Consider the following 24,841-nt stretch of genomic DNA (forward strand, 5'->3'; position numbering starts at 1 on the left):
CTTTGCCGAATATGGAGTATGGTCACTGTGAGCCAGGCCATGAAGACCTGGTTTTCACAGCGGCGGCCAGAGCCGGCTGCTGACGGGGGATACCCATGGAGATTGAGAGCACGACCCGCGTCCTGGTGATCGACGACGACGCCAGCAACTCCCAGCCGCTCGTCCACTTCCTCTCATCCCGGGACTACACGGTGGAGACGTGCTGCGGGCTCGGCCATGCGCGTGACGTGCTTGCCCGCTGGCGTCCTCATGTGATGGTGCTCGTGCCCCGGGAGGAGGCGGAGCTCCACAGCGAGATGGAGGAGCTCCGCCGCATGTCGCCGCGCGTGCCCGTCGTGGTGCTCACGCCCGCGGTCGGCCCCGAGCTCATCCTGGACATGGAGGCGTTCGCGCCCACGGTGCCCGCGTGCCCGTCGCGCGGCCTCGCGTACATCGAGTCTGCGGTGGCCGACGCCTCGGCCATGGGCTGAGCGCGGCCGGCCTCGGCCGAGGCCCGCGCTCGCCGCGGGCCTGCCCCAGGTGGGACCAGGCCCGCGCTCACCGCGGGCCGGGTCCCCCCCGGGGCAGGCGCCTCTCGCATCGGCTCGCCTCAGGCGGACGGCTCGAGCCCGTCCGGCAACCCGTCGAAGAACTCCTCCACCACGGACGCGAGCCAGGCGCGCACCGGTCCGGTCGCGCACATGCTCCTCACGACGGGCCAGAGCGCGTCCGCGAGCGCGCCGACGTCGAGCTCGGGCGCGATCCCGAGCCGCCCCAGCGCCTCGCCGAGCGGCTCCCGCGCGTGCGCCGCGACGAACGCCGCGATCGCCTCGCTGGTCCGCGCCCGGACGGGCCGGTCCCGGAGCAGCTGCGCGGCGATGTCGGCGCCGAGCTCCTCGGCGATCGCCGAGCTCTTCGCGTCGAGCTGACCGACGAGCGCGCAGATCTCCTGCTCCAGCACCCACGTGGCGACCTGCTTGCGCAGGCCGACGAACTCGGGCGTGTCGCCCTTGGCGACGAGGATGTCGTGCACCTGGCGCATCGCCGTGCGCGAGAAGCCCTGCAAGAACCGGCGGATCTCGGGCTCGAGCCGCCGCTCGAACTCGCCCCGCATCGCGCCCATCGTCTTGCCGACCCCGCCGAGGCCGAAGGGGGCGACCCGCTTGAGGAGCGCGGGCAGGCCCCACTCGGCGAAGAACGGGTTCACCTTCTCGGTGAACTCCATCAGCGTGTCGTAGAGGACGTCGCGCATCACCGCGTCGAGCGCCGCGCTCTCGAGCACCTCGCGCACGAGCCGCTCCGGCACGATCTTCGGCTGCTCGAGGATGCGGTCGAGCTTGTCGCGGGCGCCCTCCGGCAGGAGCTCCTTCGCGCTCCGCCGCTCGGCGCGCGCCGCCTCGACGAGCGCCGCGAGCGCCGCGGCGGCCGCGGGCCGGACCGCCCGCCGGAGCGGCTCTTCGGCCGCCAGCGCCTCGAGCGCGCGCCCGATCGCCCCCGCGTCGACGAGCTCGCCGAGCGGCGTCGCGAGCAGCGCCGCGAAGCCGGCAGGCAGCCGCTCCCGGAAGTCGCGCGCAGCCGCCTCCGAGACGAGCCGCGCCTCGAGGAACGCGATCTGACGAGCCTTCAGTTCATTAAGTAGCGCGCGATCCATCGGGGAACCGATAGCCCCGAGCCCCCGCTGGTGCCAGGCGCAGATGACCCCGGGCCTCTGCCGACGCGGCACGCGGCGCCCGGCCCCCGGCGCGCGGCCCTGGCCTCCGCTCGGCCCCCGAAATCGCGCAGTACTGTGAATCTGCCCAGCGGGTGAGCGCCCTACTCATTGAACGTGGTTTCGGAGGAGGTTTACCAAAAACACCTTACTTGGAGCTCCAGTATCCGGGACTCCCTGAGTCGGCGCGCCGCTCGCGCACGTGCGTTCGTGCGGCGGACCTGCGGGCAGCGCCGCGCGTCCGGGCGAAGCGGGATTGTCGGTGATTGTCATTTCCCGACGGCGGCGACTGGAGCCGAAGTCAACTTTGCGGACCTCGCGACAGAGAGTTGCAACGAATTACAAGTGCCTGACAACTTCGGATCCGGCGGATGGTACGCGTTCGTTGTCTGCCGGCGCCTTGCAGGGGTGGAGAACGGCGCTCTCGCCGTTCCCGCGGCTGCACGGCAACCCGCCGGCGGTAGGTGCTCGCGATGCTCTCCCTGCTGCTCTGTGTCCTCTACTTCGGCGTGCTGCTCGGCCTCAGCGGCTACGGCCTGCACCGGCTGCACCTCGTGGTCCTCTGTCGCATGAACCGCGCGAAGATCACCCGCGCGCAGGAGGTCGCCGCCCTGACCGATCGCGACCTCCCGCCGGTGACGATCCAGCTCCCGCTCTTCAACGAGTCGACGGTCGCGGCGCGGCTGCTCGATGCCGTCGCGAAGATGGACTACCCGCGCGACAAGCTGGAGATCCAGGTGCTCGACGACTCGACGGACGAGACGCAGGGCCTCGTCCGCGCGCACGTCGAGCGGCTGCGCGCGCAGGGCCTCGACGCGGTGTACCTGCACCGGGTGGACCGCGTCGGCTACAAGGCGGGGGCGCTCGACGCGGGGCTCAAGATCGCGAAGGGCGAGCTGGTCGCGATCTTCGACGCCGACTTCATCCCGCAGCCGGACTTCGTGCGGTCCATCGTCGGCCACTTCGAGGACCCGACGGTCGGCATGGTGCAGACGCGGTGGGGCCACCTGAACCGCGACGTCTCGATCCTCACGCAGGTGCAGGCGCTCATGCTCGACGGCCACCACCTCGTCGAGAACCGCGCGCGCTTCGGCGCGGGCCTCCTGTTCAACTTCTCCGGCACCGGGGGGATGTGGCGCAAGGACGCCATCCGCGAGGCGGGCGGCTGGCAGCACGACACGCTGACCGAGGACCTCGACCTGTCGTACAGGGCGCAGCTCGCGGGCTATCGCTTCATCTACCGCGAGGATGTCGTCTCGCCGGCGGAGCTCCCCGAGGACATCTCGGCGCTGCGCGCGCAGCAGTACCGCTGGGCCAAGGGCACGGTGCAGACGGCGCGCAAGCTGATGGCGACCGTGCTGAGCGCCAAGCTCTCGCTCGGGCAGCGGATCGAGGCGTTCTTCCACCTCACGCCGCACTTCGCCTACCCGCTGCTCGTGCTGCTGAGCGTCCTCCTGCTGCCGGCGCTCGTCCTGTTCCCCGCGGCCGACACGCTGACGATGATCGCGATCGATCTGCCGCTCTGCACGGCGACGACCGGGTCGCTCGCGGCGTTCTACATGCTGGCCGAGACGGCGCAGGGCCGCTCGCGCTGGGGCGCTGTCAGGCGCCTGCCGATGCTCATCGCGCTCGGGACGGGGCTCGCGCCGTACCTGTCGAAGGCCGTGATCGAGGGGCTCCGCAGCATGTCCGGCGAGTTCGTCCGGACGCCGAAGCAGGGCGACAACAAGGGCCGGTACAAGGTCCGTACGGACCTGCCGATCACCGAGGCGATGCTCGCGGTGCTGTCGTGCGGCGCGGTCGTCGCGTCCGTGGAGACGGGGCACTACTTCGCCACGCCGTTCGCGGTGCTCTTCGCCGTCGGTTACCTCTACGTGGCGTTCCTGGTCGTCCAGGAGCAGATCGTCCGCCGCCGCGATGTGACCTCGAGCGCGCCGGTCGTCGGCTGGAGCGACGCGCGGCCGAGCGAGGCGGCCGTCGTCGGCGCCTGGTCCCGGCAGTCGACGAAGGAACGCCACCTCGGCGATCTTGCCGTCTGAGCGGATCGTCGCCGCCGAGCCCATCCTGCGCCCGTGCTCGCGCCGGTGAGCCTGTCGGATTCCTGGCCGCCGGCTCGAGGGTGCGAGGTGTGGGGCGCTGCTCGTGGGGTCGCAGGTTCGCTCCGAGCGATGCGTTGCTCGGGGGGGCTCCACGAAGCGTGCCTGGTGCACGTCGGGCGAAGCCTGCGTAACCCCCTAGACCTTACCGACGCACGCTGGCATTCTGCCCTCCAGGCCGGTCGGGGGACCGCACGCGGCTTCCTGAACGGTCTTCAGGGGTTGCGGCGCGTCCCCCCTTCTGCAAGGGCGATGGGGGTGTCATGACGAAAGCCGAAATCGTTCAGGCGGTCTACTCCCGCCTTGGGGGGTTCTCGAAGAAGGAATCTGCCGATCTGGTGGACCTCGTGTTCGAAACCATGAAGGAAACCCTGGGTCGCGGGGAGAAGATCAAGATCTCTGGATTCGGCAACTTCGTGCTGCGCGACAAGCGCCAGCGGCAGGGCCGCAACCCCCAGACCGGCGACCCCATCCTGATCACGGAGCGCCGGGTCCTGAACTTCAAGGCGAGCCAGATCTTGAAGCAGGTCCTCAACCCGCGTGAGACGGCCTCGGCGGCCGAGGAGTAGTCCGCTTGGCGGTGCGCGCGCAGCTTCCGGCGAAGCTGTACTACCGGATCGGCGAGGTGGCCGGCATCGTGGGGGTCGAGCCGCACGTGCTCCGGTACTGGGAGACCGAGTTCCGCTCCGTCCGCCCGCAGAAGTCGGCGAAGGGGCAGCGGGTCTACAGCCGGCGCGACGTCGAGACGCTCCTCAAGGTCAAGGAGCTGCTCTACTCGCACCGCTTCACGATCGCGGGCGCGCGGCGCAAGCTGCGCGAGGGCGGCATCGAGCCGCCGGCGCCGGACACGGGCGCGAGCCACGAGGAGGTGCAGCGGATGCGCACGGCCCTCGTCGAGATCCGGACCGAGGTGATCGCGCTGATGGATGAGCTCGAGCGCGTCTGAGCTCCACGGCGTGGCGCCGGGCCTCGGGTTGCGCCTTGCGTTGCCGGACGGGGCGAGCGACACGCCGGAGGAGGCGCTTCCCGCGATCGACGTCTCCGCGATCGCGGGTGCGAAGGTGACGCTCCTGCGGGGCGTCGAGGCGGACGGGCTCTCGCTGCGCGCGGTGTGCGTGACGGCCCCGTCGCGGCAATGGGTGACCGGCCTGGAGGAGCTCGTGCTCGATCGGGCGTCGGGGCTCGTGCGGGGGGGCCTCGGGGTGGCGATCGAGCGGTGGGAAGCAGGGCCGATCCACGCGCAGTCGCAGCGGTTCGAGCAGGCGTTCGAGGGAGCCGGGAGGGCAGGCGCGCGCGCGGTGGTCATCCGCGGGCAGCACGTGCTCGGCTTCGCCGGGAGCGAGCACGACGCGGCGCTCTGCAGCCTGGCCTGCCTGGAGCCTGCGCTGGGGACGGGCGCCCGGTGCAGCGCGCTGCTCGGCGCGACCGCGTTCGAGGGCGTGTTCGTGGCGCCGCCTGAGCCGGGGCTGCTCGTGCGGACGATCTTCCTCGCCGCGGAGCGGCCCCTCGCCACCACCGCGGCGCTCGGAGTGCTCGCGGCGGTGGGGGTGACCGTCCTGCTGGCGCGGCGGCCGCGGCCGCGGCCCTAGGACAGGGAAGAGGGGCTCGTGGAGAGCTGCCCGGCCCTCGGAGAGGGCCTATCGCGTGGATGCGAGAGGTTGAAGAGAGAGGTGTCCGCCAGGCGGATGACTCGACCGGGCAGGGCGAGCGATCAGAACGGGATGTCGTCGTCGTTGCCGCCGCCGCCGTAACCGCCGCCGCCGAAATCGTCGGGCGGAGGACCAGGATCCTGCGCAGCCGGCGCGGGGCGACCGCCGCCGCCGCGGTTGTAGCCGCCACCCGCCGGGCGACCGCCGCCGCCGCCGCTACCGCCGCCGCCGTAACCGCCACCACCGCCGCCGCCGCTGTAGCCACCGCCACCGCCGCCGCCGCCGTAGCCACCGCCGGGATCCGCGCCGAACGCGCCTGCATCATCGCCGGCAGCGCCGCGACCGCGGCCCCCGCCCGTCAGCAGGACGTTGTTCGCGATCACCTCGGTCTTGTAGCGCTTGTTGCCATCCCGGTCGTCGTAGCTCGACGTGCGGAGCGAGCCCTCGATGAAGATCGAGGAACCCTTGCTGAGGATCTTGCCCAAGGCCTCGGCGCGCTTGCCCCAGATCACGACATTGTGCCAGTCCGTCCGTTCTTTCCGGACCTTGTCGCGGTCCAGGTACGACTCGGTCGTCGCGAGCCGCAGGTTCAAGACGGCCTGGCCCCCCTGGGTGAACCGGAGCTCTGGGTCGGCGCCCAGGTTGCCGAGCAGCATTACGCGATTCAAGCCTTCGGCCATCGTCACTCCTTCCCTAGGAGGGGCTCAGCGCACGCTGCGCTGAACGAACGTCGCCTGCTTCACTCCCCCATGGGGGCCGACGCGTCAAGGGTCGTGGCGCGCCGAAAAGCACGCGGCGCGCCCGCGCGGGGGGACCGGCGTGGGCCTCGGCACGGGCGGCGCGGCGTCGCTCGACCGCCGTCCGAATCGCCGTCCGAATCGCCGTCCGATCTCCGCCCGATCTCCGTCCAATTCCGCCAGGTTCCGCGCAATGCCGCGTGATTCCGCTCACCCGCCCGCTCCGGCCTGCGCGAGGAGGTCGGCCAGGAAGAGCCGGGCGATCGTGAAGTAGAGGAGGATCCCCAGGACGTCCACGAGGCTCGCGATGAACGGCGTGGAGCTCGTCGCCGGATCGAGGCCGATGCGCCGGAGCAGGAGGGGGAGCATGGCGCCGACGGTGCAGCCCATGAGGACGATCGCCATCAGCGTCGCGCCGATCGTCAGGACGAAGCCGGTGCCGTCGCCCCAGAGCCAGACGCGGAGCATGCCGATGGCGGAGAGGATAAGGCCGAGCACGACCGCCTGCCCGAGCTCGCGGACGAGGACGCTCGCCCAGTCGCCGACGCGCACATCGCCGACGGCGAGGCCGCGGATGATGAGCGACGACGATTGCGAGCCGGAGTTGCCGCCCGTGGAGATGAGCAGGGGCACGTAGTAGGCGAGCGTCGCGACGGCCTCGAGCTCGTGCTCGAAGCGCCGGAGCACCTCGCCGGTCATGAACTCGCCGACGAACAGCACGGCGAGCCACGGGGCTCGCTTCTGGATGAACGTCCAGAAGCTCGTCTTGAAGTAGCTGTCCTCCATGGGGCCGACCGCGCCGAGCCGCTGCATGTCCTCGGACTGCTCCTCCGTGAGGACGTCCATCACGTCATCGACGGTGATGACGCCGAGCAGCTTGCGGTCCGCGGAGAGCACCGGCAGCGCGTTGAAATCGTACTTGGCCATGGTCCGCGCGACCTCTTCCTGGTCGGTCTCGGGGCTGACGGCGAAGACGTTCTCGGTCATCACGTCCGCGAGCTTCTCGGACGGCGAGGCGAGCAGCAGATCGCGCAGCGACACGACGCCGATGAGGTGCCCGCGATCGGAGACGATGTACACGTAGTAGATGGTCTCGGCGTCCTCGCCGACGGCGCGGATGCGCTCGATCACGTCGGCGACCGTGAGGTGGATGCCCACCGACACGTAGTCGGTGGTCATGAGGCCGCCGGCGCTGTCCTCGGGCCACTTGGCGAGCTCCTCGACCTCGGCCGCCGCCTCGGGGTCGACCTTCTCCAGCGTCGAGAGCAGCGTGCCGCTGACCTGGTCCGGGAGGGCCTCGATGAGGTCCGTGCGGTCGTCGGCCGCCATCTCGGAGACGATCGGCGCGATGCTCTCGATGCCCATCTGCTCGACGAGCGCCTCCTGGGTCTCGCCGTCGAGGCGCTCGAAGATGGGCGCGGCCTCCTCGGCCCTGAGCGCCATCAGGACCTTCGCCGCTTCGGCGTCGTCCAGCAGGCCGATGAGGTCGGCGAGGTCCTCGTCGTGGATCTCGTCCAGCAGGTCGGAGAGCTGCGCCGGATCCTCGGTGAGCAGCTGCCGTACCTCCGGGACCATGGCGAGGGCGACGCGCAACATGCCCGGGCACTGACCACAACTCGGCCCTGCTGGGAAGCGGCAAACCCCACCGGCGCCGGGCCCGCGACCCACCCTGCTCCCCGCGTCGACCGAGGTTGGGCCGCGGCGCCGCGGCCGACCGAGGTTGGGCCTCCCACGACCGCCGGTCGCGCGCGATGGAGGCTGGGCTCCCGCGGCCCGTGAAGGGGTGGTTTGCAATACAGTGATAAGTGAACTTTCTCTGTTGGCCGCTACTGGCCGACCCAGGTTGAGGACCAGGCCGGAGGAGCCAGGTCGACCCAGGTTGAGGGGCAGGTCGCCTACTGCGTTGGCTGTCGCGCAATCAGGTTGACGTCGCGGCGGCGCGCGGGGCATGGAGGGCACGGGTGCGGCGGCGGCACCTCGTTTGCTATGGCACCCCTTCGCGGGGTCGACCGGGGCCGGCCGGGTCGAATTGACAGCCTTCCGGTCGGGTCCCTAGCATCGGGCTCCCGTCGAGCCGTGGATCGCCTGCGGAAGTCGGTCATGGGCCCGTGGACGGCGGGCCTTTTCGGTGGCTTGACCGCCGCGCAACTGGATCGGTGGTCGAAAGGAAAGTCGAATATGACGCGGATAGAGCGTGAGAGCAGGCGCCCGTGGAGGGGCGCGGTGAGGTTCGCCATGGCGGGCCTGCTGATCGCGGGCACAGGCAGCGCCTTCGGATGTCTGAGCCGCCCCATCGCCGAGAACAAGCCCCGCTCGACGTCGACGATCGTCGAGCGGCTGACGCAGAGCTCGGTCGACAAGATCGACCTCCTCCTGGCGATCGACAACTCGGGCTCGATGGCCGACAAGCAGGACGTCCTCGCCGATGCGATCCCCGACCTCGTCCAGGGTCTCGTCAACCCGCGCTGCATCCACAGGGACGGCGTGATGACGACCACGGTCGACTCGCCCAACACGCCCTGTCCGCCGGACTACAAGCGTGAGTTCGAGCCGGTCAAGGACATCCACATCGGCATCATCAGCTCGAGCCTCGGCGGCCACGGGTCGGTCGCCTGCCAGGCGGCGACGAGCGCCTCGAACGTGGACATGGCGCACCTCCTCGCGCGCAGCGACGAGAACTCCAACGTCAACGACCTCCCGACCTACCTCAACCTGGGCTTCCTGGCCTGGGATCCGGATCAGAAGCTCGACGGTGAGCCGGAGACGCCGGATCCGAACGACGGCGAGGCGGACATCGGCCCGAATGATTCGAACGCCGACCTCAACAACACGACGCTGGTCGGGGCGCTCACCGCGATGGTCGAAGGCACGGGGCAGACCGGCTGCGGCTTCGAGGCGCAGCTCGAGAGCGTGTACCGCTTCCTCGTCGACCCGGAGCCCTACGCGACGATCGGCATTGACGCGGACCAGAACGTCGTCGTCACCGGCGAGGATGCCGTCGTCAAGAAGCAGCGCGCCGACTTCATGCGGCCGAGCTCGCTCCTCGCGATCATCATGCTCACCGACGAGAACGACTGCTCGATCCGCGAGGAGGGCAAGAACTACCTCGTGGCAGACACCACGCCAAGCTTCCGCCTGTGGCGGCCGCGCAGCGAGTGCGCCACCGATCCGGGCAACAAGTGCTGCAGGTCGTGCAGCCAGAATCAGGACGGCTGCCCCAAGGACGACACGTGCAAGGGCACGGACGGCAACACCGCCAGGCTGACCAAGGAGGAGGACCCGGTCAACTCGCGCTGCTGGGATCAGAAGCGCCGGTTCGGCTTCGACTTCCTCTACCCGATCGACCGCTACCGGCGCGCCTTCACCGAGGCGCAGATCCCGAACCGCAGGGGCGAGCTGGTCCCGAACCCGATCTTCAGCGATCCGAACCCGGACGACCTCGACTCCAACATCCGCGATCCCGGGCTCGTCTTCTTCGCCGGTATCGTCGGCGTGCCGTGGCAGGACATCGCGCGTCAGAACGCGCAAGGCCAGCCCGACCTGCTGAACGGCCTCAACCAGGACGGCGAGCCGGTCGGTGGGTTCAAGAACTCTGACGAGCTCAGCGCTCCGGTGGCCGGCGCCGCCAGCACCTGGGAGCTCATCCTCGGCGATCCCGCGACGTACCAGCCGCCGAAGGATCCCTTCATGGTCGAGTCGATGAAGCCTCGCTCGGGCATGAACCCGATCACCAACGACAGGATCGTCGGGCCGACGGAGGCGGGCTGGAACCTCATCAACGGCCGCGAGTACACGATCCCGGAGGGGAGCACGGGGGACCTCCAGTACGCTTGCATCTTCGATCTCCCCGAGAACGCGGTGAAGACTTGCGACGGGCAGGCTCAGAGCTGCGACTGCAGAGCGGTGGGGGGGCAGCCGACCGACAACCCGCTGTGCGAGCCCGACGCGGGGAACAGTCAGGAGGATCCGGAGCCCAGGTCGACGACGCAGATCAAGGCGAAGGCCTACCCGGGCCTCCGCGAGCTGCAGCTCATCCGGGAGCTCGGCCCCCAGGGCATCGTCGGCTCGGTGTGCCCGCGCCAGCTCGACAACGCCGGCGCGGCCGACTACGGCTACCGGCCGGCGATCGGCGCCATCATCGACCGCCTGAAGACGGTGCTCGGCGGCCAGTGCCTGCCGCGCACCTTGACGCCGGACGCGAAGCAGCAGGTCTCCTGCCTGATCCTCGAGGCGCGCAACTCGCAGGGCCAGTGCAACTGCGCGGATCCGCGGATGCCGGGGCGCATCGAGGTGACGGGCAAGCATAAGCCCGCGAAGGACGAGGTGCTCTCCCTCGACATCGCGAAGGCCTCCGGCTGGGACTGCGTGTGCGAGATCCAGCAGCTCGAGGGCATGAACGAGGGCGAGCCTGCCTACGAGTGCAGGACCAACGTCGGCGACAACGTTGAGTCCGGTGGCCAGCCGGTGCACGGGTGGTGCTACGTCGATCCGTCGATCCGGCTCGGCGATACTTCCATCGTGGCCGACTGCCCGTCGACCGAGCAGCGCAAGATCCGGTTCACGGGTCAGGGCGAAGCCCAGCAAGGGGCCACGCTGTTCATCACCTGCTCCGGCGAGTAGACGGCGTCAGCCAGCGTCTGTCAGACGTCTGATTGAGCCCGGCGCGCGGGGTGCGATCGTGAGATCGCGCCCCGCGGCGCTTTTGTGGCGCTTCTGGGGCCACAGAGCCGCGCCAGCGAGCTGGCCGGCGGAGCGCTCGGGGGGACCTGCCCGGTTTTGTGCTAAGACCGGACTCCGTCGTGGTGGCACGCAAGAAGATTCTCATCATCGAGGACGAGCCCCACATCGTGCTGGGGCTGACGGACGCCCTCGAGTTCGAGGGCTTCTCGGTGGCGTCGGCCTCGAAGGGGAAGGACGGCGTGCTGCTCGCGCGGCAGGAGAAGCCGGACGCCATCCTGCTCGACCTCATGCTCCCCGACACCAACGGCTTCAAGGTCTGCGAGGATCTGCGGCGCTGGGACGCGTTCGTGCCGATCATCATGCTGACGGCCCGCGGCCAGGAGATCGACAAGATCCGCGGCCTCGACGCGGGCGCCGACGACTACGTGACCAAGCCGTTCAGCGTGGGCGAGCTCATCGCCCGCCTGCGCGCCCTCTTCCGCCGCGCCGCCCGGCCGGCCGAGGCGCCCGTCGAGGTGTTCTCCATCGGCAACGTGCAGATCAACATGACCGCGCACACGGTCTCGCGGGGCTCGCGTTCGGATCAGCTGTCGTTCTACGAGGTCGAGCTCCTTCGCCTGCTGCACGAGCGCGTGGGCCAGCCGGTCTCGCGCGAGGAGATCCTCCAGAAGATCTGGGGGATCGAGGCCGGGCCGTCGAACCGCACGGTCGACAACTTCATCGTCAAGCTGCGCAAGAAGATCGAGCGCTCGCCCGACAAGCCCGAGCACATCCTCACGGTCTACGGCTTCGGTTACAAGCTCGCTCCCTGACGGAGCGGCAGGACGTTGCGGAGGTCGCAAGGCACCGTCACCGCGGCGTCGGTGATGCGCTTCGCATCGAGCTCGGGGAGGCGCGCGCCCTCGCGGATCTGCCGCGCCTCGAGGCGCAGCCGGACGAGGCCCGGGCTGCCCGTCTCGCCGGCGTACCCGACCACGTCACCCGCGTCGAGGCGCGCGCCCGCCACGACGCCGGGGCCAGGGCGATCGAGGTGGCCATGGAGCAGGAGGTACCTGCGCACGCGATCCACGTCGCGCGCCTCGCGCACGTCGTGCGCCGTGGCCACCGTGATCCCGGACAGCGCGCCGACGAAGACGACCTCGGCCTTCCCCTCCTGGCCCTCGATCCTGAGCGCCGCCACCCGCTCGCCGCGCGCCGCGGCGATGTCGATCCCGCCGATCCACGACGGCGGCTCGGGCCGCGCCGCGCCGATCGCGGCGACGGAGCCCGCTGCAGGCAGCGCGCCCGCCCCGGCTGGAGCGTCCTCGACAAGGAGGAACCCCGGCGGCGCGTCCGGCGCGCCGAGCGGGAACGTGTACGCGGCGGCGCTCGCCGGACGTTCCGGGCGGCGGGGGATGTGCTCCTGGGCCTGGCTGCGCGTGCCCGCTCCGGCGGGACGCGCGCCGGCAGGATCAGAGAGCGCCGCAGCGCCGCCTTCGGGGAGCGGCGCGCCCGGAGCAGGCAGCGGGACGCAGGCGGCGCCCTCCGGCACGGTGCGCGGGCCGCAGAGCGCCGCCGCGCCCGCGGCGCCGCGCGCCGCGGCCGCCGGAGGGACGACCGCGGGCGGGGGCGGCTCGGGATCGTCGATGCCGCCCAGCGCGAGGACCAGCGCCGACGCCGCGGCGCCGCGCACCAGCGGGGAAGGGGAGACCGCCGCCCTCGCCGGGCGGGCTTGCAATGAGCCGGACACACGCATGCCACGAACGGTCTACCGCATCGCGCGCGGCGGGCGAGCTCGATGCAGCGGCGGCGCGCTCGTCCCGCCCGGCTTGCGCGCGGCGGCCCCGGCGTGGGCGGCGCCGGGCACGCGCGGCCGCGCCCGCCGTGGACGGGAATTCGCGAGGAACAAGCCCTTGTTGCCTGCCGGCTTGCGGAGGCGACGCGCTGTTGATAGCTCCTCTTCGTGCAAAATCGTCAAGCGATCGAGACGACCCTGAACAAGCTGTTCGACGCGGAGCGCACGGCTCGCCGGCTCCACGATGACCTGACGGCCATGCCCGGCGATGGGCTGCTGGATGTCCTCACGGACGCGATCGCGGCCGCGACGCGCGAGAACGACGAGGACGAGGCGGCGCTCCGGCTGGTGCGTATCGCGTCGCTGCTCGGCGAGCACGAGGGGCCGCGCGCGCTCGACGCGCTCATCGATGTGCTCGCGTCGGAGCACCCCGAGGCGCGGCAGGCCGCGGGCGAGGAGATCGAAACGCTGGCCTACGATCGGTTCAAGGAGGTCGCGCAGGCGATCGAGCGCGCGCTGAAGCGGCTGCCGGTGGGCTCGTCGGCGCTCCCGGAGCTGCCGTACCTCATCGCCGAGGTGCCGGAGCCGGGCGTGCCGAAGCTGCTCAGCCAGTTCCTGAGCCACAAGGATCCGGACGCGGTCGCGGCGGCGATCGAGACGCTTGTCGAGATCGGTGATCCGGCGCATGCGCCGCTCATCCAGCCGCTGCTCGACGACAAGCGCACCGTCGAGCTCGCGGACGACGGCGGCGACGACGCGACGTCGGAGGTCACGATCGGCGAGCTCGCCGAAGAGGCGCTCAGCCTCCTCGCGCCCTACGACGACGAGGAGGACGGGGTCGCCTGATGATCGGCCCGCCGCTGAGCGCGGCGGACGCCGTGTTGTTCGAGCACGCGGTCGTCCCGCGCTACCTCTCGTTCTTCGCCTCGCTGGCGGTGGAGATGCTGCTGCCCTCCGAGGCGGCGCGCATCGTCCACCTCGGCTGCAGGAGCGGCTTCCCCGACGCGATCGTGGCCGACAAGCTGCCCGGCGCGACCCTCGTGGGCGTCGACGGCTCCGCCGCCGCGCTCGAGCTCGCGCGCGACAAGGCCGCGCTGTTCTCCGGGATGAACGCGAGCTACGTGCTCGCCGACGCCCTGCCGACGCCGCTGCCGGACGCGAGCTTCTCCCACGCGTTCACGCTGCACCCGGTCTGCCGTCCGAGCGAGCGGGCGCAGCTCCTCGCCGAGCTGCGCCGGGTCCTGGTCCCCGGCGGCCAGGCGCTCATCGCGCTGCCGTTGCGCGGTTCGTTCCCGGAGATCGCGGACATCGCGCGGGAGTGCGCGCTCAAGCAAGACCTCTCGGAGCTCGGCGCCGCGGTGGACGCCGCCGCCGTCAGCCGCCCCACGATCGAGACCATCGCCGAGGAGATCGAGGGCGCGGGGCTCGACGAGGTCGAGGTCGACGTCCAGCTCATCGCCGTGTCGTTCGAGAGCGGGCGTGAGTTCCTCGAGGATCCCATCTCGAGGCTGATGGTGATCCCCGAGTCGACGGCGATGCTCGACGTCGAGCCGCAGATCATCGACTCGATGCTCAAGTACCTGCACCACGCGGTCTCGAAGTACTGGTCCGAAGGGGTCTTCGAGCTGACCGTGAACGTCGGGTGCGCGAGCGCTCGGCGCCCCCTCGTCTGATCACGGTCGACGATCGGGCCAGGGCGCTGGTCGCGCGGAGCGCGGCCAGCGCTAGCGCCCGCGCCCGCCGCCGCGGAGGCCGAGCTCGTCGAGCCCGGCGAGCGCCGCGAGCGAGACCGGGTGGTACGGCGGCCGAGGGGTGATCGGCTTCCGGGCGTCGCCCCCGCGCTCCTCGATGAGCCGCGCGCAGAGCGCGAGGCACCACTTGCCCTGGCACCAGCCGGTGCCGAAGCCCGTGTAGCGCTTGACGGACTCGATGTCCTTGTGGCCGCGATCCATCGCGGCCTCGAGCTCGTGCAGCGTGACGTCCTCGCAGCGGCAGACGAGCGTCTTCATCGACCTAATCGCCCTCGTACTCGCAGCGGGCGTCGCAGGTCTCGAAGATGGTGACCCGGTTCAAGGACGGCAGCGACGGCGCGAGGCGGGTCCAGATCCACCGTGCGAGCACCTCGCTCGTCGGGTTCTCCAGCCCGGGGACCTCGTTCAGGTAGTGGTGATCGAGCAGGTCGTGGAGGGGAGCCCAGGCCTCGTAGAGGTGGCTGTAATCGATGAACCACCCCGTCTCCTCGTTCACCGGGCCGCGGATCGCGACCTCGACCTTGAAGCTGTGACCATGGAGGCGCGCGCACTTGTGCCCCTGCGGAACCTTGGGAAGGCGGTGGGCGGCCTCGAAGCGGAACTCGTGTACGAGACGGACGTTCATCGGAGCAGCGGTCATGGGGCGGTCGCCGTGGGGCGTCAACGCCCCGTGGCCTGAACAGGGGGCGGCGTGAGTACGGGGTTCCCTCGAGGGGCTCGAGCGACTATACCGCCGGCCATGCCGCAGAAGCCCGCAGTGAGAGCCAAGAAGAAGCGTCGCGATACGAAGCGCCTGGCGAACTGGCGCGCCAAGAAGGAGCTGCAGAGCGCCCAGGGGACGCCGGCCGAGCCGGCCGCCGCCGCGCGGTCCGGCAGCTGAGCCTCGAGCACCGGCCCCGGCCGGTGCTCAGCTCGCCGGCTCGTCCTCTTCGTCGTCGTCTTCGTCGGGTTCCGGCGACGCCGGTCCCCTGCGTCGCGCCGCGCGAACGGTCGCGACCTCGGCCCGGGACGGGTTGATCACCAGGAAGCCGTGGTCCGCGTCGAGGAGCGCTACGTCTCCTGGCGACGCCCAGCGGAACGCCCCCGCCACATCCACGATCGACGGCACGCCGAGCAGCTGGAGGAGCACGAGCGAGCGCGGCCCGGACCGGTCGCTGAGCGCGACGCCCACCGGGTGGGCCCGGGCGGAGATCAAGAGGTCGAAGACCGTCAGCTGGTCTCCCACGAGGACCGCCTTCGACGGGAGCTCGGCCCGGGCATCCGGGGTCGCCAGCATCAGGATCGCATCGCAGAGATCCTCGATGTCACGGGCGCGATCCTGCAAGAACGGGTCACCGACGATCCCGTTGGCGGCCCGCGCCACCTCGCGAGCGACCGTCCCGAGCGCCTGCGCGACGTTGCGCCCGCTGGCCGCGAGCTCGAAGGCGCGCGCGCGCAGGCGACCGTCGCCGATCATCAGGAGGTAGGTCGAGAGGAACGCCGCCTCCTGCGCGAGCCCTCGCTTCGCCGCGCGCGCGTTGAGGTCGAGCAGCGCCTTCTCCGCGATGTCGAACGCGAGCCGCAGGAGCTTCGGATCGCCGCTGCCCTGCCGCGCGCCGAGCGATGAGGTCGCCGGCCGCCGCAGCGCCGCGATGGCGCCGAGCGCGCGCCCGGCGACGACGGGCAACCCCGGCAGCGTGACCTTGCGCGTGCCGCCGCCCGTGCGCCGCCGCCGCTCGCGCAGCTCGTCGAGCACCTGCGCGTGGCGAGCGCCGGCCGCGATCGGCGCGGTCAGCGCCATGACGAGCTCGACGTCCCGCGCCGTGAAGGCGCGATCGCCCGCCCGCTGCACGACCAGGGCGCCGAGCGGGCGGCCGCTGCCGAGGATCGGCGCCGCGAGGAAGACCGGGAAGCGCTCTTCACGGAGCTCAGGGAACGCGCGATAGCGCTCGTGCTCGGTCGCCTGGACGACCGAGATCGGCCGCAGGCACTCGACCGCCATGCCCGTGATGCCCTGCCCGACCGAGAGCCGCACCGTTCCGCGCGCCTCGCGCGGGAAGCCGACGTTGCCGCGCAGCACCAGCTCGTCGCCGTCGCCCTCGAGGAGGTACAGCGAGGCCACGTCGGCGCCGAGGATCGCGGCGATCCGCTGCGGCGCCTCGTCGAGCAGGAGCGACAGCGGCATCGGCTTCGCCACGAAGGCCAGGTACTCGATCACGAGATCCAGGCGCTCGTCACGGCGCACCTGGATCCTCGCGGAGGCGACCGACGGCGGCGCGCCCTCGTCGTCGGCGTCCGCGACGCGGGCCGAGCTGCCGGCCGGGTCGCTCGAGACGGACGTGCCCTCCTCGTCGGGGCGGAGCCCGTCCAGCGGGCGGTCCACGAGGCTGTCCCGTGAGCCCTCCACGCCGGACGGCGTCGCCGACGGGCTCGCGATCGCTTCGAGCTCCGTGGGCGGGCGGGTCGCCTTCGGATCGGTGCGCGACGACATGCCATGATCGCTATCACACACCGTCGCTCGAGCGCACCTTGCTCCCACCACGCCCCGATCGTGTCGCGGTCTGGACGGCGCGGCCATGCGACGTGCGCGCTCGCCGCGAGCCGCCCGCGCGGGCCGCCGGACGTCAGGGCGTCCGCAGATCGACAGGGCCGTCGAGGGGCGGGCGCTGCATCCGCCCGAGCGCGGAGAGCCGGGCGCGCGGGGCTGCCGCGGCCGCCGCGCGCGCGAGCATCCCGCCTCCGCCCGCGCCGACCGCGGTGATCGCGCCGCGGATCGGCGCGAGCAGCGCCGGAGCGGCCTCGGCGCTGCTCGCCGCCACGTGGACGACGCGCGCCGCCGGCGGCAGCAGCAGCGATCGCGGCGCCGGATCCAGACCGACCCCGTGTCCTCGACCTTCCCAGAACGAGCCCACGGCCTCGAGCGTGGCCCGGTACATGGTCACCTCCGCGCGGGCGGCGCCGTCGAGCGGCCCGCGCGGGACGCGCGCGCCCGCCTCCTCGAGCGCCTCGTGCAGGGCGCGCGCGAGCGCCTCCGCGCGCTCGGCCGGGCCTTCCACCAGCGCGAAGCGCGGCGACAGGCAGCCGCGCTGATCGAACGGCACGACGTCCGCGGCGATGTCCCGCGCCGCCTCGACGAGGTTCGCGTCCAGGCCGACGACGGCGAGCCCCAGGCCGGCGCCGTGCCCGCGCACGAGCACGCCCGGGCCGGCCTGGGCCCGCAGCGTCGCCACGGTCTGGTCCGACCCGTAGACGTGCAGCTCGGCGTGCGGCAGATCCCCGGGAACCCGCTCGCCGGCCGCCGCCCCGGCGTCCCCGAGCGCGACGTCCGCGACCAGCGCGATGGCCCCGCCGGCGCGGCGGAAGCCTTCGTCGGCCTGCAGCGCGCGCACGAGGAGCTCCGCGATCACCGGATCGCGGCGGGACGGGCGCACGAAGACCTCCGGCGCTGTGGCCGTCGCGACGGCGATGGCCCGCAGCGGCGCCGTGCAGACGTTGGCCGCCAGGACCACGTGGCAGCGGCGCGCGCGCCCCGAGGCCGCCACGAGCGCGTCGAGCTCGCCGTGGCTCGGCGCGACCTCGAGGTGGCGGCCGAGCGCGAGCTCCACGCCCTCGGGCGAGAGGCCGCTCGTGGAAGGCAACCGCAGGCGCGCCTCCTCGCCCAGCGGATCGCGCGCGTCCGCGATCCGCGCCGCCGCGGCGACCGCGCGCTCGACCCGGAGGCGCGGCGCCGCGCCGTCGTCCATCATCACGCCCCGCCGCCGAGCATCTGGTCCATCGCGATCGAGCAGCCGCGCGGCGGCGCCCCGGACGCGCGGCCCAGGAGCTCGACGCCCTCCGCGGTGACGCGCACGCGGTCGGCGGTCTGGATGGCGACCGCCGAGTCGACGTTCGCGAGATCGACGATCCGCGCGAGCCCGATCACCCCCGCAGGGAGCGGCGCGAGCGTCTCGGGGTCCACCGCGGTGACGCGCGTCCAGGGAGGCGCGAGGTACAGCCCCGGCGCAGCGCCCGGTGCGCCGGCGAGCGCCGCCGCGAGCGTGCCCTCGTAGAGCTGGCTGGAGAGCTCGGTCATGCCGTACTCGCTCACCACGTGCGAGAGGGGCACGCCCAGCGCCCGCGCGATCGCCGCCCGCAGCTCCTCCGCGGGCACCTCCCGCGAGCGGCCCTTGTAGCCGCCGGTCTGCATGACCCGGCTCCCTTCGGGCAGCCGCGCTGCGCCCTCGGGCAGCCGCGCCTCGGCCAGGTGCTCGATCAGATGCACGAAAGCGAACGACGTGCCGAGCACGAGCGCCGGCGCTCCCGAGGCGCGCGCCTCGGCGCACGCGCGGGCGAACCCTGCGGCGTCCAGCTCGCCGCCGCGAACGTGCCAGCTCGACGGCCCCGAGAGGCGCGCGGCGAAGCGGTCGATCATGAAGCCGAGCGACGAGTCCGGCGCCTCGTGGAGCGGCGGCGCGAGGACGATCGCCCGGAGCCGCGCGCCGTCGGGCCACAGCAGGCGCTCCCCCCACGCGAGCGCGGCCAGCTCGTACGTGGCGGTCGTGCGGAACGGGTGCTCGCCGCGGGACGCCGCGCCGAGGGAGGTTCCGCTCGTGCGGAAGACGCGCTCGTCCGCCTCCGGCGGGTGGGCCGCGACGCGCGCGAACCGGAACACGTCGCACGGCACAGCGGGGATCTGCGCCGCGTGATCCATCGCGGCGACGTCCGCGCCGCGCGCCTCGAACAGGCGGGCGACCGGCGCGCAATGCGCGGCCTGGTGCCGGGCGAGGGCGATCGCGAGCGCATCGAAGGTCTCCGGGAGCGCCCCGCGCTCGCCGTGGTCCTGCGGAGCAGCGGCGGCCGCCGCTCGGCCGGCCCCTGTCGAGCCCGCCCCGTCCACGCCGAGCGACGTCTCGATGAACGCCCGCGCGCGGCGGTGCAGCGCCTCGCTCTGGTCTATCGGTCCCACGGGCACCGGGATAGCACGCGCGTCCTGCTCCGCTCGCGCGCTAGGTCGTCAGCACGCGCGCGAGCGCGCCGGCCGCGGCCGAGAGCAGCGCCTCGGGGATGGTGAGCGCCGGCGTCAGCGTCAGCGTCTCGCCGCGCACCCCGCCCGTGAGGACCAGGTACCCTTCGGCCAGCATCCCGCGCATGGCCCGGAGCCCCAGCTCGGCGCTCTCGAGCTCGACGCCGACCATGAGCCCCGCGCCCCGCACGTCGACGACGCCTGCCCTGCGCGGGAGCGCCTCTCGCAGCATCGCCTGGAAGCGAGCGCCCACGTCGCGCGAGCGCGCGGCCAGCCGGCCTTCGTCGAGGGCGTCGAGCGTCGCGAGCGCGGCGCTCGACGCGAGGGGCGATCCGGAGTGCGTCGAGGTGTGGACCACCTCGCCCTCGCGCGCCCACGCCCGCATGATCGGCTCGGGCGCCACGCACGCGGAGATGGGGAGCCCGCCGCCGAGCCCCTTGCCGAAGCAGAGGATATCGACCGGCGCCCCGAGCTCTCCTGTGCGCGTCATCGCCCCCGAACGACCGAGGCCGGTCCAGATCTCGTCCGCGATCACGAGCGCCCCGTGCCGGTGCGCCGCTTCGCAGACCGCGTAGAGGAACGCGTCGGGCGGGACGACGCAGCCGCCCCGCCCGAGGATCGGCTCGAGGAGGACCGCGCCGACGTCGCCCCCGCGCAGCGCGAGCTCGACGGCGTCGACCGAGCGCGCGGCGCCCGCCTCGTCGCGCGGGTAGGGCGCGAACGTCACGCGCCGGTTGAGCTGCTCCGCGAAGGGCGACCGGTAGCTCTCGCGCAGACCGCACGCCGCGAGCGGCGCGTACCCGAGCCCGTGGTACGCGCCCTCGAACGCGACGAGCCCCGGCCGTCCCGTCGAGAGCGCCGCCGTCTTGATGGCCGCGGTGATCGCGTCGCTGCCGCTCTGGCCGAGCAGCGCCATGGGCGAGGGCCCGGGGTGCAGCGCCGCGAGGCGCTCCAGCAGGGCGATCTTCACGTCGGCCGAGTACACGTCGCCGAGCGCGAGGGTCAGCCGCGACAGCTGCTCCTCCGCCGCGCGCCGCACCGGCGCCGCCGCGTGCCCGAGCAGCAGCGCGCCGAAGCCGGCGCACAGGTCGACGTAGCGGTTCCCGTCGACGTCGCAGACGTTCGCGCCGCGCCCGTGCGACAGCACGATCGGCAGCATGTCGGCGCCGCTCTTCTGCGCCCGCGCCTCGCGCCGCCGGCCGAACGCCGGGCACTCGACGCGCTCGAGGCGCTCGAGGGCGCTCCGCGACAGGGGACCAGGCGGCGGCGACAGGATCGCGGGCAGCTCCGCGCCGCTGCCCGCGTCCGGCGCCGCCGGCAGCGGCAGATCGCTGTTCGGCATCGTCCTTCCTCCGCCGGAACCTAGCGCGCCCGCGGGCGGCTGCTCAGGCGCACACCCGGTTTCTCCCGCTGTTCTTCGCGTGGTAGAGGCGCTCGTCCGCGCGCTTGATGAGGTCGTTCGCGGTGCGATCGCCCTCCTGGAGGAGCGCCACGCCGACGCTGATCGTCACGCGGATGCTGTCGGCCTGGAACACGAACAGGTGCTCCGCGACCTTTTGACGCAGGGTCTCGCCGAGGGCCGCCGCGCCCTCGATGGACGTCTCCGGCAGGATGATGGCGAACTCCTCGCCGCCGTAGCGCGCGAAGACCTCGTCGCGGCGAATGCGGCTCTGCACGATGCGCGCGACCTCCTTCAGCACGAAGTCGCCGGCCAGGTGGCCGTGGACGTCGTTGATGCGCTTGAAGTGGTCGATGTCGAACAGGAGGATCGCGAGGTCCCGCTCGTGGCGGCGGCCGCGGATGATCTCGCGCTCGAGCGCCTCGTAGAGGTAGCGCTTGTTGTGGATCTGCGTGAGACCATCGATGATGGTCATCCGGTAGATCTCTTCGTGGTATTGCGCCTCCACGTCGGCGCCGGAGAGGAACTTGAAGATCGTGGGGCCGATCTTCACCCGGTCTCCGTTCTTCAGCACCACCTCGCGGGAGATCTGCTCATCGTTGCAGTACGTCCCGTTGGTGCTCCCATCGTCGACGACCATCCAGGCGCTCGGCCGCTGCTCGAAATGGGCGTGCCTTCGTGACACGGAGTCGCCGTCGAGCACGATGTGGTTGTCCGCGCCGCGACCGACCCGCGTCGGGTTGTTCTCCAGCACGAACCGCTTGCCGAGCAGCGTGGGCTCCTTCGTGTAGATCACGACCAGGCAGTCGGTCGTGTTCTTGCTGCCGCCGCCCGGTGGGGGCTGGACCACCTGCGTTACACGAGTCTTTTCGTCGAAGTCACTCACGCGCGCTCAGCCCAACCCGTCGTGCGACCTAGCCTCGACATCGTTCGAGCTCTTCCCGAGACGGAACCTACCCGGGCGTGGCTCTTCGGTCGCGATGCAACGGTTCGATATGCCCTAGCTCGCCCAACGTCAAAGCGTACTGACATGCCCCGACTCCCGTCAAGACGGCCATCCGGGCGGAGCCGTCTTCAGTGCTTCCTCCGCCTTCCCGACCCGACAACGGCCTACGTCGCCCTCTGCGCTCCGTCGCGCTCGTTGCGCCCTTCCACGTTCTCGGCTTGTTCCCCGCACGCCGTCCGCGCCCCTCGCCGCCGTTTGCTGCCGCTCACGCCGCGCCGCACCGCCGGTGCTCGCCGATGCGCCTTGTGGGGCGCTGTGCGCTGCTATCGCAGTTGACGCCCCATCTCTTTCCTCTTGTGCAGCCCGAGCTGCCGAGGACGCGGGTCTCTCTATGCGTTTCCCGAGCGCGCCGCCACCCGTCCGGCGAGCGATTGAGCCGGCAAGGGAGAGAATGGTTTGCTGGAACACGATGTGTCTGTTCGCCTGGCATGTCCGCGTTCTGCGGGGACGAGGCTCTGTGAGTTCTGCCTCAAAACCAGGGCGCATCACAACGCTGAACTGAGCGAAGCGGAACGCAGCGGACCGGAACCGTACGAAGCGGAACGGAGCGAAGCGGCACGGAACGGAGCTGCACCGGAGCGGAACCGAGCGAAGCCGAGCAGAACGGCGTGAAGCGGCGCGGAGCCGAACCGAACGGAACGGAGCGGAACGGAGCGGAACCGAGTGCGCCGCGACCGCGCAGCGGCGCCGCCAGCGTGCCGGTTAGTTGACTTGGCACACAGGGTGCGTAGGATAGACCTGCGTCGCGGCGGAGACCTTCCCCCCCCCAGGTCCGTCGCGGCGTTTTTCTTTTCAGGCTGCCGTGCCCATCTCCAGGCCGCGGCACGACGGCGCGCGAGAGGTGGACCCCGCGGTGGCGCGTCGGTCAGGCGAGCGACGACAGCGTCGCGCGCAGCTCGCCGCCGTCGAATACCCAGAGCTCGCCCGGTCGTCCCGTGGTCCAGGTCTCGTTCGCGGTGAGCGGGCTCGTCGCGACCACCGCGATCCGATCCTTCGGGGTCGTGACGGCCGAGAAGTCGACGCGGACATCGTCGTCCAGGAGCGTCGCGATGCCGAAGGGGGCCTTGCGGATGATGTGACAGAGCCGGGTTGCGCAGCGGGCGAAGAGGTGGCGCCCGTCGCCGAGCAGGAAGTTGAACGTGCCGTCCTGGCCGAGCTCGCCGCCGAGCGCCGCGACCGCCTCCCAGAGCTCGCTGGGCCGGCGCGGATAGCCGGGAAACGAGCTGCGGAGGCCCTCCAGCAGGTAACAGAAGGCGTGCTCGCTGTCGGTCGTTCCGATGGGGTTGAAGCGGCCCAGCGCGCGGCGCCGGACGCGAGGGAGCGTGCCGTTGTGCGCGAAGACCCAGTGGCGTCCCCAGAGCTCGCGCACGAACGGGTGCGTGTTGGCGAGAAGCACGTCGCCGCGGGTACGGCGCCGGATGTGGCCGATCGCGAGCAGCGTCTTGATGGGCGTCTCGCTGAGGAATCGCGCCAGCGGGCTCTCCGCGGCGGGGCTCGGATCGAGGAACACGCGCGCGGCGCGCCCCTCGAAGAACGCGAGGCCCCAACCGTCAGCGTGGGGACCGGTGCGGCCGCCCCGGTGCCGGAGGCCGTTGAACGAAAAGACGATGTCTGTGGGGACGTTGCACTCCATCCCGAGGAGCTCGCACATGCTCGCGGCTGGACCATATCACCTCGGGAGGGTGTCTGAGATCTCGACGGTGAGGCGCCGATGCGGCTTCTTCATCAGGGCCAGGCGGCGGCGCGGCCTCGCTCCTCGCCGCACGATCCTGGTCAGCGACGCGGCGCGATGCGCCGGCGCAGCCTGGCGCCCGCCGCACGATCCGACGCCGCGGCGCGATGCGCGGCGTCAGCGATCCGGCTCGCCCTGGAGCGACGCGCGCGGGATGGAGTGGACGAGATCGATGACCGCCTTGACCGTATCGACCGGCGTCTCCGGGATGATGCCGTGGCCGAGGTTGAAGATGTGCCCGGCGCGCCCGCCGGCCTCCGCGAGCACCGCGCGCGCGCGGCGCTCGGCGACGGCGCGCGGCGCGCAGAGCAGCAGCGGATCGAGGTTGCCCTGCACCGCACGATCGTACCCGATGCGCTGCCACGCCTTGTCGAGCGGCGTGCGCCAGTCGACGCCGATGACCGTGCCGCCGGCGTCGCGCTGCGCCTCCAGGAGCGCCCCCGTGTTCGTGCCGAAGTGGATGACCGGGACCCCGGTCGCCTCGAGGTCGCGGAGGATGTGCCGCACGTGCGGCTGCACGTGCTCGCGGTAGTCGTCGATCGAGAGCGAGCCGACCCACGAGTCGAACAGCTGCACCGCCTGGGCGCCCGCGGCGACCTGGGCGCGCAGCAGGCGGCGGACGACCTCGGAGATCTTGCCCATCAGCGCCGACCACGCCTCGGGGTCGCTCCACATCAGCTGCTTCGTGAGCCGGTAGTCGCTCGACTTGCCCCCCTCGACCAGGTAGCTCGCCATGGTGAACGGCGCGCCGGCGAAGCCGATGAGCGGCGTCTTGCCGTCCAGCTCCTTGCGGATGAGGCGCACGGCGTCGAGCACGTAGCCGAGGCCCTCCTCGGGCTCGAACACCCGCAGCCGCTCGATGCCGGCCCGATCGCGCACGGGCTCGTGGATCACCGGGCCCTCGCCCTTCGCGAACTCGAAGGGGGCGCCCATCGGCTCGAGCGGCAGCAGGATGTCCGCGAAGAGGATCGCCGCGTCCATCCCGAGCCGCAGCGGCTGGAGCGTCACCTCGAGCGCGAGCTCGGGCGTCTTGCAGATCTCGAGGAGCGTGTACTTCTTCCTGAGCTCCCGGTACTCGGCCATGTACCGGCCGGCCTGGCGCATGAACCACACGGGCGTGACATCGGTCGGCTCTCGCCGGCAGGCGCGCAGGAAGCGATCGTGCATGGGAGGCTCCAGGAGGGGTCGACGGGACGCCGTCGGGACGCCCCTTCATGTCCGTTCAGCCATCGCCCGGCAATGGGTTTCAGCCCATCGCCCGAACGTGGGTCGCCGGGAGCGCGGCGCGGCCCGGCCCGAGGCGGCCCGGTCGAGGGGGCGGACCCAAGCGTCGGCTCCCCCGCCGTGTA

General features: G+C 71.9%; 23 protein-coding genes. 10 read left to right on the forward strand and 13 right to left on the reverse strand.

Going from position 1 to position 24,841, the window contains the following annotated elements:
* The first annotated feature begins 95 nt into the window (after positions 1-95).
* Positions 96-470: a response regulator gene (locus WMF11_RS47905; RefSeq protein WP_012241215.1), complete on the forward strand. Its 375-nt coding sequence runs from the start codon at positions 96-98 to the stop codon at positions 468-470.
* A 119-nt stretch (positions 471-589) separates the two neighbouring features.
* Here the strand turns inward: WMF11_RS47905 and WMF11_RS47910 are convergent, their stop codons facing one another.
* Complete coding sequence (locus WMF11_RS47910; RefSeq protein WP_437905712.1) at positions 590-1,630, reverse strand: hypothetical protein; 1,041 nt, start codon at positions 1,628-1,630, stop codon at positions 590-592.
* A 530-nt stretch (positions 1,631-2,160) separates the two neighbouring features.
* Here WMF11_RS47910 and WMF11_RS47915 point away from each other — a divergent pair.
* The 4 genes from WMF11_RS47915 to WMF11_RS47930 all read left to right on the forward strand — a co-directional run bounded on the left by WMF11_RS47915 (position 2,161) and on the right by WMF11_RS47930 (position 5,372).
* Positions 2,161-3,726 carry a glycosyltransferase family 2 protein gene (locus tag WMF11_RS47915; RefSeq protein ID WP_437975536.1) on the forward strand — a complete coding sequence of 522 codons (1,566 nt, stop codon included), beginning with the start codon at positions 2,161-2,163 and terminating at the stop codon, positions 3,724-3,726.
* Between the two features lie 320 nt (positions 3,727-4,046).
* Entirely contained in the window at positions 4,047-4,352 is a 306-nt protein-coding gene (locus tag WMF11_RS47920; protein ID WP_272096313.1) for an integration host factor subunit alpha, read from the forward strand.
* Positions 4,353-4,363: 11 nt separating this feature from the next.
* Positions 4,364-4,729: a MerR family transcriptional regulator gene (locus WMF11_RS47925; RefSeq protein WP_437905714.1), complete on the forward strand. Its 366-nt coding sequence runs from the start codon at positions 4,364-4,366 to the stop codon at positions 4,727-4,729.
* Positions 4,710-5,372: a hypothetical protein gene (locus WMF11_RS47930; protein ID WP_437975537.1), complete on the forward strand. Its 663-nt coding sequence runs from the start codon at positions 4,710-4,712 to the stop codon at positions 5,370-5,372. The genes WMF11_RS47925 and WMF11_RS47930 overlap by 20 nt, the downstream gene beginning before the upstream one ends.
* Before the next feature lie 122 nt (positions 5,373-5,494).
* Here WMF11_RS47930 and WMF11_RS47935 read toward each other — a convergent pair whose 3' ends face one another.
* Both WMF11_RS47935 and mgtE read right to left on the reverse strand, forming a co-directional pair.
* Complete coding sequence (locus WMF11_RS47935; RefSeq protein ID WP_437975538.1) at positions 5,495-6,112, reverse strand: single-stranded DNA-binding protein; 618 nt, start codon at positions 6,110-6,112, stop codon at positions 5,495-5,497.
* 267 nt (positions 6,113-6,379) lie between these two features.
* Positions 6,380-7,765, reverse strand: coding sequence for a magnesium transporter (gene mgtE / locus WMF11_RS47940; protein WP_437547489.1), 1,386 nt, complete (start codon positions 7,763-7,765; stop codon positions 6,380-6,382).
* A gap of 627 nt (positions 7,766-8,392) precedes the next feature.
* On the opposite strand from mgtE, the gene WMF11_RS47945 reads away from it, so the two are divergent.
* Both WMF11_RS47945 and WMF11_RS47950 read left to right on the forward strand, forming a co-directional pair.
* On the forward strand, positions 8,393-10,789 hold the full coding sequence (locus tag WMF11_RS47945) for a hypothetical protein (RefSeq protein ID WP_437975539.1): 2,397 nt from the start codon (positions 8,393-8,395) through the stop codon (positions 10,787-10,789).
* A gap of 179 nt (positions 10,790-10,968) precedes the next feature.
* Positions 10,969-11,661, forward strand: coding sequence for a response regulator transcription factor (locus WMF11_RS47950; RefSeq protein WP_437547491.1), 693 nt, complete (start codon positions 10,969-10,971; stop codon positions 11,659-11,661).
* On the opposite strand, the gene WMF11_RS47955 is transcribed toward WMF11_RS47950, so the two are convergent.
* Entirely contained in the window at positions 11,643-12,584 is a 942-nt protein-coding gene (locus WMF11_RS47955) for a M23 family metallopeptidase (RefSeq protein WP_437975540.1), read from the reverse strand. The genes WMF11_RS47950 and WMF11_RS47955 overlap by 19 nt on opposite strands.
* 207 nt (positions 12,585-12,791) lie before the next feature.
* Here WMF11_RS47955 and WMF11_RS47960 point away from each other — a divergent pair, with 207 nt between their 5' ends.
* Together WMF11_RS47960 and WMF11_RS47965 are read left to right on the forward strand one after the other, a co-directional pair.
* A complete protein-coding gene (locus WMF11_RS47960) occupies positions 12,792-13,469 on the forward strand; it encodes a HEAT repeat domain-containing protein (protein ID WP_437296418.1) in 678 nt (225 codons plus the stop codon).
* The gene (locus WMF11_RS47965) at positions 13,469-14,296 is read left to right on the forward strand and encodes a class I SAM-dependent methyltransferase (RefSeq protein ID WP_012241227.1); all 828 of its coding nucleotides are present in this window, start codon (positions 13,469-13,471) and stop codon (positions 14,294-14,296) included. The genes WMF11_RS47960 and WMF11_RS47965 overlap by 1 nt, the downstream gene beginning before the upstream one ends.
* Before the next feature lie 51 nt (positions 14,297-14,347).
* Here the strand turns inward: WMF11_RS47965 and WMF11_RS47970 are convergent, their stop codons facing one another.
* A complete protein-coding gene (locus tag WMF11_RS47970; RefSeq protein WP_437975541.1) occupies positions 14,348-14,632 on the reverse strand; it encodes a (2Fe-2S)-binding protein in 285 nt (94 codons plus the stop codon).
* A gap of 4 nt (positions 14,633-14,636) precedes the next feature.
* Positions 14,637-14,999, reverse strand: coding sequence for a 6-carboxytetrahydropterin synthase QueD (queD, locus tag WMF11_RS47975; RefSeq protein WP_012241229.1), 363 nt, complete (start codon positions 14,997-14,999; stop codon positions 14,637-14,639).
* Positions 15,000-15,113: 114 nt separating this feature from the next.
* On the opposite strand from queD, the gene WMF11_RS47980 reads away from it, so the two are divergent.
* Positions 15,114-15,254 carry a hypothetical protein gene (locus WMF11_RS47980; RefSeq protein WP_012241230.1) on the forward strand — a complete coding sequence of 47 codons (141 nt, stop codon included), beginning with the start codon at positions 15,114-15,116 and terminating at the stop codon, positions 15,252-15,254.
* Between the two features lie 27 nt (positions 15,255-15,281).
* Here WMF11_RS47980 and WMF11_RS47985 read toward each other — a convergent pair whose 3' ends face one another.
* The 7 genes from WMF11_RS47985 to hemE all read right to left on the reverse strand — a co-directional run bounded on the left by WMF11_RS47985 (position 15,282) and on the right by hemE (position 24,659).
* Positions 15,282-16,844, reverse strand: a complete 1,563-nt coding sequence (locus tag WMF11_RS47985) for a GAF domain-containing protein (RefSeq protein WP_437975542.1) — start codon at positions 16,842-16,844, stop codon at positions 15,282-15,284.
* Positions 16,845-16,977: 133 nt separating this feature from the next.
* Positions 16,978-18,099 (reverse strand): acyl-CoA reductase, encoded by a 1,122-nt coding sequence (locus WMF11_RS47990; protein ID WP_437979402.1) that lies wholly within the window; start codon positions 18,097-18,099, stop codon positions 16,978-16,980.
* A complete protein-coding gene (locus WMF11_RS47995; protein WP_437905721.1) occupies positions 18,099-19,298 on the reverse strand; it encodes an acyl-protein synthetase in 1,200 nt (399 codons plus the stop codon). Before WMF11_RS47995 ends, WMF11_RS47990 begins: the two co-directional genes overlap by 1 nt.
* Before the next feature lie 40 nt (positions 19,299-19,338).
* Positions 19,339-20,697, reverse strand: coding sequence for an aspartate aminotransferase family protein (locus WMF11_RS48000; protein WP_437547496.1), 1,359 nt, complete (start codon positions 20,695-20,697; stop codon positions 19,339-19,341).
* Between the two features lie 43 nt (positions 20,698-20,740).
* The gene (locus tag WMF11_RS48005; RefSeq protein ID WP_012241235.1) at positions 20,741-21,640 is read right to left on the reverse strand and encodes a GGDEF domain-containing protein; all 900 of its coding nucleotides are present in this window, start codon (positions 21,638-21,640) and stop codon (positions 20,741-20,743) included.
* Between the two features lie 985 nt (positions 21,641-22,625).
* The gene (locus WMF11_RS48010; protein WP_437905722.1) at positions 22,626-23,411 is read right to left on the reverse strand and encodes a class II glutamine amidotransferase; all 786 of its coding nucleotides are present in this window, start codon (positions 23,409-23,411) and stop codon (positions 22,626-22,628) included.
* Between the two features lie 198 nt (positions 23,412-23,609).
* Positions 23,610-24,659: a uroporphyrinogen decarboxylase gene (gene hemE / locus WMF11_RS48015; protein WP_437547498.1), complete on the reverse strand. Its 1,050-nt coding sequence runs from the start codon at positions 24,657-24,659 to the stop codon at positions 23,610-23,612.
* Positions 24,660-24,841 lie beyond the last annotated feature (182 nt).

It is taken from the genome of Sorangium sp. So ce295 (assembly GCF_051527405.1).
In the GTDB taxonomy this organism is placed as follows: Bacteria; Myxococcota_A; Polyangia; order Polyangiales; family Polyangiaceae; genus Sorangium; species Sorangium cellulosum_B.

Coding starts and splice junctions, on each gene's coding strand:
- WMF11_RS47905 (WP_012241215.1), top strand. CDS start 96: ATGGAGATTGAGAGCACGACCCGCGTCCTGGTGATCGACGACGACGCC.
- WMF11_RS47910 (WP_437905712.1), bottom strand. CDS start 1,630: ATGGATCGCGCGCTACTTAATGAACTGAAGGCTCGTCAGATCGCGTTC.
- WMF11_RS47915 (WP_437975536.1), top strand. CDS start 2,161: ATGCTCTCCCTGCTGCTCTGTGTCCTCTACTTCGGCGTGCTGCTCGGC.
- WMF11_RS47920 (WP_272096313.1), top strand. CDS start 4,047: ATGACGAAAGCCGAAATCGTTCAGGCGGTCTACTCCCGCCTTGGGGGG.
- WMF11_RS47930 (WP_437975537.1), top strand. CDS start 4,710: ATGAGCTCGAGCGCGTCTGAGCTCCACGGCGTGGCGCCGGGCCTCGGG.
- WMF11_RS47935 (WP_437975538.1), bottom strand. CDS start 6,112: ATGGCCGAAGGCTTGAATCGCGTAATGCTGCTCGGCAACCTGGGCGCC.
- mgtE (WP_437547489.1), bottom strand. CDS start 7,765: ATGTTGCGCGTCGCCCTCGCCATGGTCCCGGAGGTACGGCAGCTGCTC.
- WMF11_RS47955 (WP_437975540.1), bottom strand. CDS start 12,584: ATGCGTGTGTCCGGCTCATTGCAAGCCCGCCCGGCGAGGGCGGCGGTC.
- WMF11_RS47965 (WP_012241227.1), top strand. CDS start 13,469: ATGATCGGCCCGCCGCTGAGCGCGGCGGACGCCGTGTTGTTCGAGCAC.
- WMF11_RS47970 (WP_437975541.1), bottom strand. CDS start 14,632: ATGAAGACGCTCGTCTGCCGCTGCGAGGACGTCACGCTGCACGAGCTC.
- queD (WP_012241229.1), bottom strand. CDS start 14,999: ATGAACGTCCGTCTCGTACACGAGTTCCGCTTCGAGGCCGCCCACCGC.
- WMF11_RS47980 (WP_012241230.1), top strand. CDS start 15,114: ATGCCGCAGAAGCCCGCAGTGAGAGCCAAGAAGAAGCGTCGCGATACG.
- WMF11_RS47985 (WP_437975542.1), bottom strand. CDS start 16,844: ATGTCGTCGCGCACCGATCCGAAGGCGACCCGCCCGCCCACGGAGCTC.
- WMF11_RS47990 (WP_437979402.1), bottom strand. CDS start 18,099: ATGATGGACGACGGCGCGGCGCCGCGCCTCCGGGTCGAGCGCGCGGTC.
- WMF11_RS48000 (WP_437547496.1), bottom strand. CDS start 20,697: ATGCCGAACAGCGATCTGCCGCTGCCGGCGGCGCCGGACGCGGGCAGC.
- WMF11_RS48010 (WP_437905722.1), bottom strand. CDS start 23,411: ATGTGCGAGCTCCTCGGGATGGAGTGCAACGTCCCCACAGACATCGTC.
- hemE (WP_437547498.1), bottom strand. CDS start 24,659: ATGCACGATCGCTTCCTGCGCGCCTGCCGGCGAGAGCCGACCGATGTC.